Origin of the sequence: Actinophytocola xanthii, assembly GCF_001921205.1 — a bacterium.
Taxonomy (GTDB): domain Bacteria; phylum Actinomycetota; class Actinomycetes; order Mycobacteriales; family Pseudonocardiaceae; genus Actinophytocola; species Actinophytocola xanthii.
In genome coordinates this window covers 17,412-32,085 of the sequence record NZ_MSIE01000097.1, presented here as the reverse complement: position 1 = coordinate 32,085, position 14,674 = coordinate 17,412, and the positions used below count along the sequence as shown (strand labels likewise).

The following is a 14,674-nucleotide window of genomic DNA, read 5'->3' as shown; positions in this document are numbered from 1 at the left end:
AGATCAACCAGCCACGCCGACCAAGATCTCAAACACGTTCTCAGAGTCGTCGTGCTGACGAGGTCGGCAGTCGGCGTCGAACGTTGGCAACTCCTGCGAAGGCGAGTGACTCAACGCCGCCTCCCAGCCCTCCTCCGAGACGCAAGATCTCCTTCAGAGGAATCTGGCCGGCTCGGCGGGACGGGTCCACCTCGTCGTTTTGGCGTGAACGTGCGCGACTCGCAGGTGGATAATCGCAATACCGGGACTCACGTTGTCGCCCGCGCCAACCAGCCGGACGGGGGAACATGACTGACGGACGTTCGCCCAGCTTGTCTCCTCGGGACCAGTGGAAGGAACTCCTGCGGGTCACCCGAGATCCGTTCGTCGAGCGGTTCGCCGCCGTGGTGTCTCGGAATTCTCCGCCAGCATGGGACGCCCTCCAACTTCCCGAGAACTATGCCGAGCAGCAGTGTCGACTGCACATCCCGGCACTGAGCAGGCAAGCGATCACCGCGTCACCGGAGACAGCCACACGGATGCTCACCGCTCGTCTCGACAAGCGTTTCCGCCGGACCGATGAGGTCTATCGTCACCTCGCGGCTGGCGGGGCGTTGCCCGACCTCTCCCTCAGCCGGATCACGCGCTCCGAGCAACCGCGCCTCGGTTCCGTCCCTGGAGAGATCGGACTATGGCTTCAGCGGGAGGTACATTACCTCCACTGCGAGCGCGCGGACACCGTTGTGCATGTCGGCGCTTTCGCGCCAAACACCGATGTCCCGGCCCTGTGTCTCTCCTTCTCTCCTTGTGATCGCGAGTACCTGCTCGATGCCTTGACTAACGCCACCCACGGACGACGCCAGTTGGCTCCGGAGAGCGTACTCGTCCTGACGAGATCCACGGCGACAGTTGAACTGCCTATGAACCTCGTCAGCAGGTTGATCGCCTGGTCGGCGCGTGAGCTGAGACGTTGTTGGAACTCAGACGTGTTCATCACCGCGCTCAACCCTTTGCTTGGGTTCGACGGAGCATCACTGCGGTCTGCTGGATTTGTTCCGTTTGCGCTCACTCCGATGACGTACCAGTACGATGAGCAGGGCCTGTACTCCACCCGGCGTGTGATGACCGGTACGATCGGGCAGATGCTCGAAACTCCACCAATAGTGTGGCTAGCTCGCTCCACCAGTCGGTGCGCGCAGCCACTTGTCCATCGAATGGTCACCGTTCTGCCCAACGCGTACCTTCGAGTGAAGCGCACATGACGTCGACCAATCAGGAGGAGGCCCGGCCGTCCGCGCAGTCCCTGCTTGAGCTGATGAGGAACGTCGTCGTTCCGATGTGCGGGATAAATCGAACGGTCTTCGTTCCTGACGGTCGAGGCCGCCTAGAGAACGATGCCGAGCACTCGTTCTCTCTGGGCGTGGCCTCCTGCTGTTTTGCGCCGCTGATAGACGCGACCTTGGACGTCGGACTGGTCGCTCAATACGCCCTCGTGCACGATTTTGTGGAGGTGTATGCAGGCGACACTTCTGTGTATGCCGAAACAGTGGACAAGGCCACGAAGAGCGTGAGGGAGGCTCAAGCGTTCGAGCGGATCATCGTCGAGAACCAGGACCAGTTCCCCTGGCTGGTCGACCGGCTTCGCGCGTACTACGCCGGCGACGAGCCGGAGAGCAGATTCGTCTATGCGATGGACAAACTGCTGCCACACGCGATGGTGCTGTTGGCGGATGCGCACCCGTTGCGGCGGACCTGGGCCGAATACGCCGCTACGGAGCGGGCCGCAAATGCCAAGATCGCTGAAGCCTTCCCAAAACTACTGCCGATCTTTGTCGAACTGTGCGCCGAGTTTGCGAAGCGTCCCCACCTTTTCGCGGATGATGAACTTGACGGGTCGTGATCTGGCGTTGTCCACCGCGCACTGGCAAAGATGGTTACTAAGAACGAAAAGGTTCGTGCGTGCCAGCGACCTACTCAACCGCCTCGACCCGGACCAGGCCTTCGTCACCGGCGGCGCGGTGCGAGACTTCGTCCTGGGTCGGGCGGCTGATGACGTACGGGATATCGACTTGATCTACACCGGCGATATCAGCAAGTTGGCATCCGACCTGCGCAATAGATACGTGCTGGGTGAGACGCTCTTCGGCAATCCACGCGTGGAGTTGGGAGATGGCATCACCGTAGATATATTCCCGCCAGCCTCACCATCCAGAGTCGCGTTGACCTTGCCAGACGCACTCAAGTGTGCGGACATGTCGGGCAACTCGCTCGCGTTGCCCCTCAACTGCGCAACGGTCATAGATCCGAACGACGGCTACCGTGATCTCCTGCGCGGAAGGACCCGCCTGCTCGAAGCAGGTTGGGATGCTGCGCCGGAAATTGTCGCCGCACTTCTGCGGCGCGTCGTCGACCACAGCCTGCGAATCGGTCTGACGATCCAGGACCTTCACATCGCAGATGTGTCCTGTGTAACGCTCTCTCGGATAGCGAATGGATCATTGAGTCCCGAATTGCGGGCAGCCGTTGCCCATTACCGCTCGTGGCGAACAGGGGTTGGTCCTACTGGTTGACCTCGCTATACTCGGACGGTGGCCGAGGGAAGTGGCGAGGTCAGCAGGCAGCGACTGTTCGCGGCACTGCGCAGCCGGTGGTCGGCAGCGACCTCCGTAGATCCCGCGTGGTCCTCGGGCAATCCAGCACTCGGTCAGTGCGCGGTGACCGCTCTTGTCATCCAGGAGTATCTCGGTGGGGACCTGATTCGAGCGAAGGTTGGAACGGTTTCACACTACTGGAACCGCCTGCCCGACGGTGACATCGACCTGACCAGGGAGCAGTTTTCTCGGTTTGTTCCGACCGACGTCAGTGTGCAACAGAGAGAGCGACTGCTAAATAATTCTGAAACGCGAAGTCGCTACGAACGACTGCTGTCCCAGGTGACGGCGGAGTTCGAGTTGCGAGAGAACATTGTCTGACGTCTGCGATTCTTGGCTCCACCTGTTCACCTCGAACATCAGGGAACTCTACATCAGTGACGCGATAGACATCGTGGCCAGTCCGGTTGGGATCCATCATCGCTTCCGCTATGAGGGGAAGTACATATCGAACCAGACGCGGGAGCTTTGGAAAAGAAAAGAGCTGGATGGATGTGAAGTCGTTGTTCATTTTTCTTTGCAGCACGCGGCCGGGTTTCACCCAGCGGTGTTCATCCCTTTGCGGCAGGGGACCGTCGTGCGCACGCTTGTCGAAGGCAACACCTATATCGTCTACTTTAGGCTGAGTAGATACCTGCCCCTTGCGGATCGACCACAGAACTCTTCGGCGGAACGCGCGGCAGCGGTGCAGCAGTACTCGACCGCTTTGAGACAGTTGCTCGTCGAGGCGAACCCCGACCACGCGGTGCACGCGACGACAGGTGGGTCACCCGAAGGACTGGTGGCTCCTACCGACGATGCAGGCCGGGACTTCGAGACACTTGTCCGTTTCCTGACCCCGTCAGTACCCGCATACCAGAGGGCCAGGACCTATTTCCGCGTGACCTCGATCGAGACCGAGTCTAGTAAGCAGGTCCAACCCGACGAGAACGGATCGGTGCCGTTCGTGGCAGGGACAGAGTACGTTCTAAACGTCGCTCACTTCCATCACGAACCGCTCACAGAACCGGCGAGGATCAGTGTGACCGCGCCGGAAGCGCTTGAAGTGGTTACCGATCAGGAGATCGTCATTCGCTCTCGTTACGACGTCATCCCGGTCCGGCTGTTCCCGCCGTTTCGCGAGAGCCATGCCAGGGGTGAGCTCGTTATCAGGACAGCGGAGCCGACACTGGGGCCGACCGTGCGGATACCGCTGTCGATCCGGCCGGCCCGTTCGGTAGCCCTGTTCGCGCCCACGCTCGGTATCGGCGCAGCGAGCGCAATCGCTCTGCCACCGATTCTCGCAAGCGGGCAGAATTTGGTGTTGCGAATCGTCTTTGCGGTGCTCGGCGCGGCCGCGGTGGGACTCGGGCTGTGGTGGCGGCGAAGTCGTGGGCTGGGCACGTGACACTCAATGGCGATGACATCGCTGAATCAACCCGTCAGCTTGAGAAAATGCGAAGCTGGGTCCAATTGCCTTGCTCAGCCAACCCGCGGTGATCTCGTGGCACTGCGCCTAGAGGGTTCAGGCGGGGGTGCCGAGCGTCGCGATGAGGCGGGCTACTCGGGTGGGGTCTCCGGAGGAGAGGAGCCAGTCGCGGGGGGTGGTGGGGTCCTGGCCGAGGAGGAGGTCGGCCTGGGGGGTGGTCATGAAGGCGGCGACGACCAGGGGTGGTTGGTCGTCGGGGGTGGCTCGGAGGACCGCTTCGAGGCCGGGGAGGACCGAGGTGTTGGTGAACTGCCACACCGGTAGGCGCCAGCCGCCCCGATCCTTCCAGCCGCTGAGGCGGTTCTCGGCCAGGCGGTGGCGGATCCGGCTGGTGTCCACGCCGATGCGTTCGGCGGCTCCGGCCACGGTGAGCGCCGTGTCGCGCAGCACGGCCTGGGCGGCGACGGCCCGGGCGCGCGAGTCGCGTTCCTCCGGGCGGCGCGGCGACAGGTCCAGCCCGACGTCGCTCAACACGGCGCGCTGCGCGGGGGCGAAGTACTCGGCCGGGTCGGGGTCGGCGGGGGAGAGGCGGCGTGCGGCGTCCTCCACCAGGGTGAGGAACTCCTCGGGGTCGACCCGGAGGCCGGCCCTGGCGAGGATCTCGCTCAGGGAAGGGCGCATGTCCTCACGGTAGCACGAGCGTGCGGGTTCGTGCGGATCATGCTGGGTAATCGATTTCTTGAAATTGGGCCTCAGCGGTGCGAGCTGCCGCGCTCGATCAGGCGCGCGGCGAGGGTGGTGGTCGTCGCGGGACGGGCGCCGTCGTTGACGCGGGCCAGCAGGAGCTGCGCCGCGACCGTGCCGATCTCGTAGGCCGGCTGGGCGACGACCGTCAGCGGGGGATCGACCAGCGCCGCCCAGGGCACGTCGTCGAACGCGACGACGCCGACGTCGCGTCCGGGCCGCAGTCCGCGCTCGGCCAGCGCCCCCAGCGCCCCGATCGCCATCGCGCTGTTCGCGACCAGCAGCGCGTCGGGTGGCTCGGGTTGGGCCAGCAGCTCGTGGGCCGCCCGGTTCGCGCCCGGCGCCCGGAACTCGGTCCGGCGCACCAGTCGGGTCGAGCCCCGCTGGTTCGCCGCCCGTAGCGCGTCGCGGTAGCCGGCGAGCCGGTCCTCCGCGGTCCGCACGCCCGACGGGCCGGTGACGCAGCCGATCCGCCGGTAGCCCCGGGCCAGCAGGTGCTCGGTCGCCTCCCTGGCCGCGAGCCGGGTGTCGACCAGCACGGTGTCGCTGGGATGCCCCGGCAGCGGCCGGTCGACGGCCACCACCGGCGTCGAGCGGTTGACCAGCGGGTCGATGTTGGTCGCCGTCGACGTCGGCGACATGATCACGCCCGCCACCCGCTCCTGGATGGCCACGTCGATGTAGCGGCGCTCCTTGGCCGCGTTCTCGTCGGCGTTGCAGAGCACCACCGAGTACCCGACCTTGTGCGCGACGTCCTCCACGCCGCGCGCGATCGCGGTGAAGAACGGGTTCTCCACGTCGCTGATGATCAGCGCGAGGACGGCGGCCTCCTGGCGGCGCAGGTTCCGCGCCGGTCCGTTGGGCTGGTACCCCAGCTCCCGCGCGGCGGCGATCACCCGCGCCACGAGCTCCGGGTCCACTGTGGACTTCCCGTTGAGCGCCCTGGACACGGTCGCGGTGGACACGCCCGCCCGGGACGCGACGTCACTGATCGTTGCCACCTAGCCTCACTTTCACGCCTGGGCCAGACCCTACCGGGGCGGTTGACACGTGTCGGGACCGAGAATACGGTCTGAGTAAACGATTACTCCAGTGTGGGAGGTCAGCGTGGCGCGGATCGGCGTGCTCAACATCTCGGACGGGCGGGACTACGTCCACGGCGGCATCGCCGAGTTCATCCGCACCAACGAGGACAAGCTGGTCGCGAGCCTGGAGGCGGCCGGCCACGAGGTCGTCCGCGTCGCCGAGCCGGTCTCCTCGAACACCCTCGCCACCTCGCTTGCCCGCGAGATCGAGGCCGCCCGGGTCGACCTGACCGTCCTGCACTACTGCGTCTGGGCCTTCCCGCACTTCACCATGCTCGCGGCGGGCCAGCTCACCGGCCCGCTCCTGCTGCTCGCCAACATCGACCCGGTCCAGCCGGGCATGGTCGGGATGCTGGCCGCCGGCGGTGCACTCGACCAGGTCGGCCGCCGGCACACCCGGCTCTGGGGCGACCCCCAGGACGCCGACCTCGTCGCGGCCATCGGCGTGCGTGCCGGCGCGGCGGGCGCGGTGGCGAAGCTGCGCGGGCAGACCTTCGGCCGAATCGGCGGACGGCCGATGGGCATGAACACCGCCGTGGCCAACACCGACCAGTGGCAGCGACTGTTCGGTGTGGACGTCGAGGAGATCGACCAGTGGGAGATCGTCCGCCGGGCCGAGGCGGCCGACCAGGCGGAGAAGACCAAGGCCCGGCAGTGGCTCGAGCGGCACGCCAACGTCCACTACGACGGCGCCAAGCTCACCGAGGAGCTCCTCGAACGCCAGATCGGCTCCTACCTCGCCATGCGTGAGCTGATCGACGAGTGGAACCTGGACTTCACCGGCATCAAGGGCCAGCCGGAGCTGACCCAGTACTTCGCCACGATGGACGTCGCCGAGGCCTTCCTCAACGATCCGTACGACTGGAACGGTCCCAAGGAGACACACGTCTGCGCCACCGAGGCCGATATGGACGGTGCGCTGACGATGCAGATCCTCAAGCACCTGGCCGGGACACCGGTGCTGTTCGCCGACGTGCGCCACTACCACGGCGACCGCGACATCTGGGACCTCTGCAACTCCGGCCAGCACGCCACCTGGTACGCCGCCCGCAGCGACGACCCGGCCGAGAACCTCGCCAAGGTCCACCTCTACCCGGAGGTGTTCTTCTTCCCGGCCGGCGGCGCGTCGGTGCACCATGTCGCCGCACCCGGTGAGATGACCCTCGCCCGGCTGACCCGCGACGACGGCCGCTACCGGCTCCAGCTCATGCTGGGCGAGTTCGAGAACTACGACGAGGCGACGACCGAGACCCTGATGAAGATGTCGACACCGGAGTGGCCGCACGCCTTCGCCCGGCTCGACGCCCCGGCCGAGGTGTTCCTGTCCCGCTTCGGCGCCAACCACATCCACGCCGTCCCCGGCGACCGCCGCGCGGAGCTGCGGGCGGTGTGTGAGCTGCTGGACATCACGCTGGACGAGTTCACCCGTGGCTGACCTCCACCTCGGGGTCGACATCGGGACCTCCAGTTCCAAGGGCGTGCTCGTCGACGGCCGGGGACAGGTGCTGGCGAGGGCGAGCCGCGAGCACGGCACCGCCACCCCGCACCCCGGCTGGGTCGAGCACGACGCGGACGCGGTGTGGTGGGCGGACTTCCTGGCGATCACCCGCGAGCTGCTCGGCGCCGCCGAGGGCCGCCTCGCGGGGTTGGCGGTCAGCGGGATCGGCCCCTGCCTGCTGCCGGCCGACGCCGAGGGCCGCCCGCTGCGCCCGGCGATCCTCTACGGTGTCGACACCCGGGCCGGGGTGGAGATCGCGGAGCTGACCGAGGAGCTGGGTGCCGAGGAGATCCTGCGCCGCGGCGGAACCCCGCTCTCGAGCCAGGCGGTAGGCCCCAAGCTCCGCTGGCTCGCCCGCCACGAGCCCGAGGTGTACGAGCGCACCGAGATGCTGTTCATGGCCAGCTCGTACCTGGTGCACCGGCTGACCGGCCGGTACGTCCTGGACCACCACTCGGCCAGCCAGTGCGACCCGATGTACGACCAGAACGAGCTGGGCTGGGCGCGGGACTGGGCAGGCGTGGTGGCACCCGACCTGGCGCTGCCCGACCTGGCCTGGCCGACCGAGGTCGTCGGCACGGTGAGCGCCGCGGCGGCCGCCGAGACGGGCCTGCCACAGGGCCTTCCGGTGACGGCCGGGACGGTCGACGCGTGGGCGGAGGCCACCAGCGTCGGCGTGCGCGAGCCCGGTGACGTGATGGTCATGTACGGCACGACGATGTTCCTGATCGAGGTGCTGGAGCAGCCGAAGCCGCACCCGGGCCTGTGGACCACCAGCGGTGTCTTTCCCGGGACGCGGTCGCTGGCGGCCGGCATGGCGACCTCCGGCGCGGTGACCGACTGGCTGCGCCGGCTGGTCGGGGGCGACTTCGCGTCGCTGGTGGCGGAGGCGGCCGCGGTGCCACCGGGCAGCCGGGGCCTGTTGCTGCTGCCGTACTTCGCCGGCGAGCGCACGCCGATCTTCGACCCGTCGGCGCGCGGCGTCATCGCCGGGTTGACGCTGGCGCACGGGCGGGCGGAGCTGTACCGGGCGGCGCTGGAGGGGATCGCGTACGGGGTGCGGCACAACCTGGAGGTCATGCGGGAGGCCGGGGGAGAGGCGCGCCGCCTGGTCGCGGTCGGCGGGGGGACGCGGGGCGGACTCTGGACCAGGATCGTCTCGGACGTGGCGGGCCAGCCCCAGCAGGTGCCGACGGAGACGGTCGGGGCCGCCCTGGGTGACGCGATGCTGGCGGCGGTCGCGACCGGCACCGAGGTGGACTTCGAGGCGTGGAACCCGCCCGCCGAGACGGTGATCCCGACCGGCGACGGGCGGTACGAGCAGTACTACCGGAGGTACCGCGAGCTGTACCCGGCGACGAAGGACGTCGCGCACTTCCTGGCGGAGGAGCAGCTCAACGCAGGACGGTGAGCAGTGCCTGCCACGCGGTCGCGGGGAGGGAGAGGATCGGGCCGTCGGCGTTCTTGGAGTCGCGCACCCCGGCCAACTCGGGAGTGAGCGCGATCTCGACGCAGTCCGACTCGTCGCTAAAAGTGCTCTTCCTCCAGCTGGTAAATGGGGGCATTCCGTCGGCTCCCTCGGTCGTACGCGTCGGCCAGTTCGGCCGCGAACGCCCGGGATTCTCCCGCATCGAGAGCCAGCGCGTCCAGGTCGGCGGTGGCCGACCGGTATTCCTGCACGTACCCCTCGTCTTCGAGGAACAGGCCGGCGGTGATCCCGTCGAGGAAGACCAGCGGATGGTGCTGGTCGAACTCGAAGAGCCGGAAGGCTCCGCCCAGGATGGCTCCCACCCCTGCCGTGGTTGGTATGACCCGGAAGTTCACGTGCGGCAAGCCCGCGATGAGGACCAGGTGCAGTAGTTGGTCGTGCATGTTCGACCTGCTTCCCACCAGGAAGCGCAGAGCCTGCTCGTGCACGAAGAAGGCGAAAGGTCGGCGGTGTTTCCGGTACAGGACCTGCTGGCGGTCCAGTCGCGTCCGAACCAGGGTCTCCACTTCGGCGGGCGGTATCGACCGCCGGGAGAGGGCCGCCCTCGCATAGCCGGCGGTCTGCAACAGGCCAGGCACGAGCACCGGCTCGTAGGTGACGCACTGGACCGCGGTGGACTCGTGGAAGATCAGTGAGCTTCCGGTTTCCTCCATCCATTTGGCATGCCGGCCGATCCAGTAGCCCTCGTCGCGCTGTGCCTGCCGACAGAGGTCCGTCAGATCGTCGAACTCCCGCGGCCGATGAATCCCGCAGGCCGCCAGATAGTGGATCAGTTCGACCGGGCTGATCGCGTAGTGGCCGCTCTCCACGCGCGACACCTTCGTCCGGTGCCAGCCCGTGTGCTCAGCGACCTGCTGTCCCGTCAGTCCCGCGGCCTCGCGCCGCTTCTTCAGCTCCGCGCCCAGCTCCCGGTGGCACGCGGTGGCATTGGTCCGTCCCATGTGCGCAACTTATGCCCGCCAGGTCCACATCCTCCGCTCGACACCGCCAATTCCACCTCAACGGACCAGACACAGCCGCCCTGTGCCGGCCGTGCACAAAATGCCCCAAAGAGTGACGCCGAAAAGAGTGAATTCCGCGGCATTGTTCCGTTGCTACCGTCGCACCATGACTCGGTTGCGCCGCGCGCTTGTGGTGGTCTGCACCGTCCTGGTCGCCGTCACCGCGGCACCCGTTCCGGCCGCCGCGGTCCCCCGCGGCGTCCTGGCGAGCTGTGCCCGCATCCACGCGCTGTTCCCCTTCGCCCCCGACGGCAACTACGTCCTGCTCACCCGCCGCTTCCTGCTCGGCGTGTACTGCCACGACATGGCCGGCCGCCCCCGCGAGTACCTCACGCTCGCCAACACCGGCCGCTCGGCCAACTTCTCCCAGTACACCGCCGGCGGCCCCGCGGCCGGCATCAGCGTGCGCACCTCGTTCACCCGCCTGCGGGTCAACCCCGCGACGCTCACGGTCGACATCAACGACCTCACGTTCGCCACCTCGACCGGCCGCCTCACCCACGCCGGCCGCACGGTCACCGCGATGCCCTACGCGTCCGCGATGGCCTGCGACCTCCACAACGCCTTCGGCCGCGGCAACGTCGACCTGCGCGGCACCGCCTTCGTCCTCGCCGACACCTTCCGCACCGACGGGTTCGTCCCGTTCGGCAGCGTCGCCGCCGGCCCGCGTGACCAGCTGGTGGACCTCGTCGGCGGCGGGTACTGCGGCTGGATCGCCCCCTCGCCGGGGGCGGCCGACCCGGTCAACCCGCGCGGCAGGCTGCCCATCCTCGAGCTGGGCTGCGCGCCCGACGGGCTATTCCGTCCGCAGGTCTGCCTCACCCGCCCCTGAGCGCACCGTGATGACCGGGTTCGCCAGGTCCGAGTTGTCCACGACCATGCTCGCGCGGGTGCGCGGTGAGCACTGGGCGAAGTAGATGCGCTGACCCTCCACATAGCGTCGGTTGGACTCCGCGCGGGGGTCCGGGTCCATGTCCCCCCGCTGGCCGCCCCGGGGGATCGACACCTCGAACGGGACGTCGAGCCAGACCGAGAAGTCCCAGAACCGCACGAGCTCGTCCCGGTGGGTGAAGATCCCGTCGACGACCAGCACCGAGCCCGGCTCCGCCAGCGCCGGAGGACGCCGCACCTCGCGCTCCCGGCGCACGTCGTACACCTCGGGCACGTAGGCACCCGAGCCCTCCGGACCGAAGGGGTCGAGCAGCAGGCGCATGAACCTGCCGTAGTCGTAGGAGTCGCGGTAGAAGCCTTCCGGCGACCTGCGGCCGAGGCGGTACCGGGTGCGCTGCGGGTTGTGGAAGCCGTCGACCGACGCGCGCACCACCGGGGTGCCGCGCCCACGGAGCTCGTCGGCGAGCTCGTCAGCGAAGTAGGTCTTGCCCGCGCCGTCCACGCCGTCCACCGCCACGCGCTGGAACCGCTTCTCCGGAAGAGAACGGACGGCGTCGGCCACGTCCGCGATCACCTGTGCACGCATCTGGGCAGTCAACCCCCTGACGGACGACTTTCCAAGTTTCTCGCCGCTCGGCGCAACGGGACAGGCGGCGGCGTCCGTCCCTGGGGCATGACGGGTTTACGGAAGATGCCGCGGGCCGCTGTCGCCGCCGCGGCGGTGTTGGGGCTCGGGGTCGGGGTGGCCGGCAGCGCGGCGGTGGTCGGCCTGGCCGACGGTGAGCAGCCGGTGCCGCCCCCCACGACCGGAGAGATCAGCCTGGTCGCCTACGACTCGTGCGAGGCGGCGCTGCGCGAGCTGAAGAACGCGGCGATGCCCCACGTCGGCCCGTACGGCTTCGCCGGGCCCGGCGTCGACTACGAGGCGGGCGCGGAGGGAGACGCGCGGGTGGCCGTGCCCGACCGGAACAGTACCGGGGGCGTGTCCGCCGCGGAGGCACCGGGATCGAGCGCCGGCAAACAGGGCGGGCACTCGACCACGAACGTGCACGAGTCCGGTGTGGAGGAGCCGGACCTGGTGAAGACCGACGGCCGCCGCGTGGTGACGCTGGCGGACGGAGCGCTGGACGTCGTCGACGTCGCAACCCGCAAGCGGACCGCCCGGGTAGAGCTGCCGATGGGCACCCGCGACTCGGTCTACGGCGGCGGTGCCGCCAACCAGTTGCTGCTGGACGGCGACCGCGCGCTGGTGATGATCACGAACGGGTACGTGATGTCCCTGCCGGCGGAGAAGTTGCCGGGAGGTACGCCGCCGGCGAAGGAGGTCTGGGGGTCCCAGCTCGTGCTGGTCGACCTGACCGGCGCGGGCAAGGTGATCGGCACGCTCCAACTGGACGGGTTCCTGCTCGACGCCCGTCAGGTCGGCCCGGTCGCCCGGGTCGTCGTGCGCTCGACCCCGCGGCTCCCCTTCGCCTACCCGGACCTGCCGACCTCCCACGACGCGGCCACGAAGCGCAACAAGGAGATCGTGCAGAACTCCTCCATCGAGGACTGGCTGCCCAAGTACGAGCTGACCAGTGGCGGGAGGACGAGCGGGGGCCAGCTGACCGAGTGCACGGCGGTGAGCCATCCCCAGCGGTACAACGGAACCGGCATGCTGACCGTGCTCAGCGTCGACCTCCGCAAGGAGCTGACCACCGGCGACCCGGTGAGCATCGCCGCCGACGGGGACACCGTCTACGGCACCGGTGCCAGCCTGTACATCGCCGACGACCACGTCTCCCACGAGACGGGGGACGTTCCCCCGGCCGAGCGGCCGCAGGGCGACGTGCGCACCGAGATCTACCAGTTCGACATCTCCGGCGAGGGCAGGCCTGTCCATGTGGCGTCGGGTCGCGTCGACGGGGTCCTGCTCAACCAGTACTCGCTCTCGGAGCACGAGGGCCATCTGCGGGTGGCCACGACCACGGACACGGTCGAGAGCGAGAGCATGGTGAGCGTGCTGACGCGCCGGGGCAACGAGCTGGCGCAGGTCGGCCAGGTCGGCGGCCTCGGTAAGGGCGAGCGGATCTACTCCGTGCGGTATATGGGAGATGTCGCCTACCTGGTCACCTTCCGCCAGACCGATCCGCTGTACACAGTGGACCTCTCGGACCCGGCAGCGCCGAAGGTGACCGGAGAGCTGAAGATCACGGGCTACTCCGCCTACCTGCACCCCGTCGGCGAGGGACGCCTGTTGGGCGTCGGCCAGGAGGCGACCACCGAGGGGAGGGTCACCGGCCTACAGGTGTCCCTGTTCGACACCACGGCCGACGGCGCGAAGCGCCTCGACCAGCATCAGGTTCCCGGTGGGTCCTCCGAGGTGGAGCACGACCCGCACGCGTTCCTGCACTGGCCCGACCGCGACCTCGTCGTGGTCCCGATCACGTCGTCGGTGGTGGACAGCCGCACCGGCGCCGGAAACTACGACGCCGGCGCACTGGTCCTGCGCGTCACCGAGAACACCGTGGACGAGGTCGGCATCGTGCGCCACAACCCGCGTGACAACCCGGGCGCCCCACCCCGTCGCGCCCTGGTGGTCAACGACGAGTTGTGGACGATCGGCCACGCCGACGTGGTCGTCAGCGACCTCGACAACCTGAACCAGCTCGCGAGGATCGCGCTGTAACCTGCGGCCGGCGGCCCGCCATCAGGAACGGGCTGGCCGCCGGCCACCCAGGTAGGTCCACATAGGAGTAAGTCGCGTCGGGACGGTCGGCGGTAGCGTCGGCGCGACGCCCTCCAGCGAGGCGCGGGTCGCGTCCTCGTCGGCCACGAACTCCGGCCGCAGGTGCGGGGTGTCGTAGTACCGGTGGAACACCGGCGTGAGCCCGCCCGACATTGGCGGGACGATCCAGCTCCAGTCCGCCGGGCAGACGCGGCCGGCGCGCTCCTCCTTCTCCAGGTGCTTGAGGAACCGCGCCGATTCGGTGTGGTGGTCGCTGATCGTCACCCCGGCCGCGGCGAACGAGTGCAGCACCGCCCGGTTGATCTCGACCAGCGCCCGGTCCTTCCAGAGCGTCTGTTCCCGCCCCGTGTCCAGCCCGAGCCGACGCCCGACCTCGGGCAGCAGGTCGTAGCGGTCGGGGTCGGTGAGGTTCCGCGCCCCGATCTCGGTGCCCATGTACCACCCGTTGAACGGCGCCGCCGGGTAGCTGACGCCGCCGATCGACAACCGCATGTTGCTGATGGCCGGGACCGCGTGCCACCGCAGCCCCAGCTCCGCGAACCACTCCAGCTCCGGGTGGACGAGCGGAACCTCGACCACCGCGTCCTCGGGAAGTGTCGACAGGTGAGTCTCCCCGTCGCTCGAGACCACCAGCGGCAACGCGTCGAACGCGGACGGGCGTTCCGGCCTCCGCCACCCCAGCCGGCCCACCGCCTCGGTGAATCCCGCGTACCGGGGGTCCCCGAGCACCGACCCGTCCGCCTGGCGGTGCCCGGCGTACCGGATCAGCTGCTCGTTCCAGATCCGCGGCCCCGGCCGCCCGGGCGCGTCCGGCGCGAACACGGTGATCAGCGGCCGCACCTTGCCCCCGTTGAACGCGATCCGCAGGTGCTCGGCGCACTCCGCCGCGACCGCGGCGGGTTCCCGCACCGCCCGCAGGTCGCGGACGCGCATGCTGCGCCAGTACAGCCGTCCGATGCAGCGCGCGCTGTTGCGCCAGGCGACCCGGGCGCCGAAGGCCAGCTCCGCGCTGGTGTGCTGGTAGGTCCCGGTGAACCCGATCTCCGCCCGCACCCACCGGATCCGCGGCGCCGCCGGCCCGGCCTCCGGGTTCTCGGCGTGGAACAGCTCGAGGAACTCGACGGCCTCCGCCTCGTCCACCACAGGGCTCGCCGCACCCACCCCCGGCGGTGTCGACGGCTCCCAGACCCGGACTGTCAC

At 68.6% G+C, this 14,674-nt stretch carries 15 protein-coding genes; 9 read left to right on the top strand and 6 right to left on the bottom strand.

Going from position 1 to position 14,674, the window contains the following annotated elements:
* Positions 1-287 precede the first annotated feature (287 nt).
* Genes BU204_RS39610 through BU204_RS34635 form a run of 5 tightly spaced genes read left to right on the top strand, consistent with a single transcriptional unit; the run spans position 288 to position 4,017 of the window.
* Complete coding sequence (locus tag BU204_RS39610; protein WP_143229963.1) at positions 288-1,241, top strand: hypothetical protein; 954 nt, start codon at positions 288-290, stop codon at positions 1,239-1,241.
* Positions 1,238-1,879 carry an HD domain-containing protein gene (locus BU204_RS34645; RefSeq protein ID WP_075130038.1) on the top strand — a complete coding sequence of 214 codons (642 nt, stop codon included), beginning with the start codon at positions 1,238-1,240 and terminating at the stop codon, positions 1,877-1,879. The genes BU204_RS39610 and BU204_RS34645 overlap by 4 nt, the downstream gene beginning before the upstream one ends.
* The gene (locus BU204_RS34640) at positions 1,857-2,549 is read left to right on the top strand and encodes a nucleotidyltransferase family protein (protein ID WP_158073557.1); all 693 of its coding nucleotides are present in this window, start codon (positions 1,857-1,859) and stop codon (positions 2,547-2,549) included. Before BU204_RS34645 ends, BU204_RS34640 begins: the two co-directional genes overlap by 23 nt.
* 18 nt (positions 2,550-2,567) lie before the next feature.
* A complete protein-coding gene (locus BU204_RS39605; protein WP_143229962.1) occupies positions 2,568-2,951 on the top strand; it encodes a YunG family protein in 384 nt (127 codons plus the stop codon).
* Entirely contained in the window at positions 2,944-4,017 is a 1,074-nt protein-coding gene (locus BU204_RS34635) for a hypothetical protein (RefSeq protein WP_075130036.1), read from the top strand. Before BU204_RS39605 ends, BU204_RS34635 begins: the two co-directional genes overlap by 8 nt.
* 117 nt (positions 4,018-4,134) lie before the next feature.
* On the opposite strand, the gene BU204_RS34630 is transcribed toward BU204_RS34635, so the two are convergent.
* Together BU204_RS34630 and BU204_RS34625 are read right to left on the bottom strand one after the other, a co-directional pair.
* Positions 4,135-4,719 carry a DNA-binding protein gene (locus tag BU204_RS34630; protein ID WP_075130035.1) on the bottom strand — a complete coding sequence of 195 codons (585 nt, stop codon included), beginning with the start codon at positions 4,717-4,719 and terminating at the stop codon, positions 4,135-4,137.
* A 71-nt stretch (positions 4,720-4,790) separates the two neighbouring features.
* Positions 4,791-5,783: a LacI family DNA-binding transcriptional regulator gene (locus BU204_RS34625; protein ID WP_075130034.1), complete on the bottom strand. Its 993-nt coding sequence runs from the start codon at positions 5,781-5,783 to the stop codon at positions 4,791-4,793.
* 106 nt (positions 5,784-5,889) lie between these two features.
* Here BU204_RS34625 and BU204_RS34620 point away from each other — a divergent pair, with 106 nt between their 5' ends.
* Together BU204_RS34620 and BU204_RS34615 are read left to right on the top strand one after the other, a co-directional pair.
* Positions 5,890-7,302, top strand: a complete 1,413-nt coding sequence (locus BU204_RS34620) for an L-fucose/L-arabinose isomerase family protein (RefSeq protein ID WP_075130041.1) — start codon at positions 5,890-5,892, stop codon at positions 7,300-7,302.
* Positions 7,295-8,776 carry an FGGY-family carbohydrate kinase gene (locus BU204_RS34615; protein ID WP_075130033.1) on the top strand — a complete coding sequence of 494 codons (1,482 nt, stop codon included), beginning with the start codon at positions 7,295-7,297 and terminating at the stop codon, positions 8,774-8,776. The genes BU204_RS34620 and BU204_RS34615 overlap by 8 nt, the downstream gene beginning before the upstream one ends.
* On the opposite strand, the gene BU204_RS34610 is transcribed toward BU204_RS34615, so the two are convergent.
* Both BU204_RS34610 and BU204_RS34605 read right to left on the bottom strand, forming a co-directional pair.
* On the bottom strand, positions 8,760-8,930 hold the full coding sequence (locus BU204_RS34610; RefSeq protein WP_083661894.1) for a DUF397 domain-containing protein: 171 nt from the start codon (positions 8,928-8,930) through the stop codon (positions 8,760-8,762). The genes BU204_RS34615 and BU204_RS34610 overlap by 17 nt on opposite strands.
* Entirely contained in the window at positions 8,893-9,795 is a 903-nt protein-coding gene (locus BU204_RS34605; protein WP_075130031.1) for a helix-turn-helix domain-containing protein, read from the bottom strand. The genes BU204_RS34610 and BU204_RS34605 overlap by 38 nt, the downstream gene beginning before the upstream one ends.
* Before the next feature lie 166 nt (positions 9,796-9,961).
* On the opposite strand from BU204_RS34605, the gene BU204_RS34600 reads away from it, so the two are divergent.
* Positions 9,962-10,687 carry a GON domain-containing protein gene (locus tag BU204_RS34600; RefSeq protein ID WP_075130030.1) on the top strand — a complete coding sequence of 242 codons (726 nt, stop codon included), beginning with the start codon at positions 9,962-9,964 and terminating at the stop codon, positions 10,685-10,687.
* Here the strand turns inward: BU204_RS34600 and BU204_RS34595 are convergent.
* Positions 10,652-11,332: a nucleoside/nucleotide kinase family protein gene (locus tag BU204_RS34595; protein ID WP_075130029.1), complete on the bottom strand. Its 681-nt coding sequence runs from the start codon at positions 11,330-11,332 to the stop codon at positions 10,652-10,654. The two genes, BU204_RS34600 and BU204_RS34595, sit on opposite strands and share 36 nt — an antisense overlap.
* Before the next feature lie 105 nt (positions 11,333-11,437).
* Between BU204_RS34595 and BU204_RS34590 the strand changes: the two genes are divergently transcribed.
* Positions 11,438-13,414: a beta-propeller domain-containing protein gene (locus BU204_RS34590; RefSeq protein ID WP_083661893.1), complete on the top strand. Its 1,977-nt coding sequence runs from the start codon at positions 11,438-11,440 to the stop codon at positions 13,412-13,414.
* A gap of 21 nt (positions 13,415-13,435) precedes the next feature.
* On the opposite strand, the gene BU204_RS34585 is transcribed toward BU204_RS34590, so the two are convergent.
* The gene (locus BU204_RS34585; protein ID WP_233160964.1) at positions 13,436-14,674 is read right to left on the bottom strand and encodes a nitric oxide synthase oxygenase; all 1,239 of its coding nucleotides are present in this window, start codon (positions 14,672-14,674) and stop codon (positions 13,436-13,438) included.

Coding starts and splice junctions, on each gene's coding strand:
- BU204_RS34610 (WP_083661894.1), bottom strand. CDS start 8,930: ATGCCCCCATTTACCAGCTGGAGGAAGAGCACTTTTAGCGACGAGTCG.
- BU204_RS39610 (WP_143229963.1), top strand. CDS start 288: ATGACTGACGGACGTTCGCCCAGCTTGTCTCCTCGGGACCAGTGGAAG.
- BU204_RS34600 (WP_075130030.1), top strand. CDS start 9,962: ATGACTCGGTTGCGCCGCGCGCTTGTGGTGGTCTGCACCGTCCTGGTC.
- BU204_RS34630 (WP_075130035.1), bottom strand. CDS start 4,719: ATGCGCCCTTCCCTGAGCGAGATCCTCGCCAGGGCCGGCCTCCGGGTC.
- BU204_RS34605 (WP_075130031.1), bottom strand. CDS start 9,795: ATGGGACGGACCAATGCCACCGCGTGCCACCGGGAGCTGGGCGCGGAG.
- BU204_RS34590 (WP_083661893.1), top strand. CDS start 11,438: ATGCCGCGGGCCGCTGTCGCCGCCGCGGCGGTGTTGGGGCTCGGGGTC.
- BU204_RS34595 (WP_075130029.1), bottom strand. CDS start 11,332: ATGCGTGCACAGGTGATCGCGGACGTGGCCGACGCCGTCCGTTCTCTT.
- BU204_RS34640 (WP_158073557.1), top strand. CDS start 1,857: ATGATGAACTTGACGGGTCGTGATCTGGCGTTGTCCACCGCGCACTGG.
- BU204_RS34645 (WP_075130038.1), top strand. CDS start 1,238: ATGACGTCGACCAATCAGGAGGAGGCCCGGCCGTCCGCGCAGTCCCTG.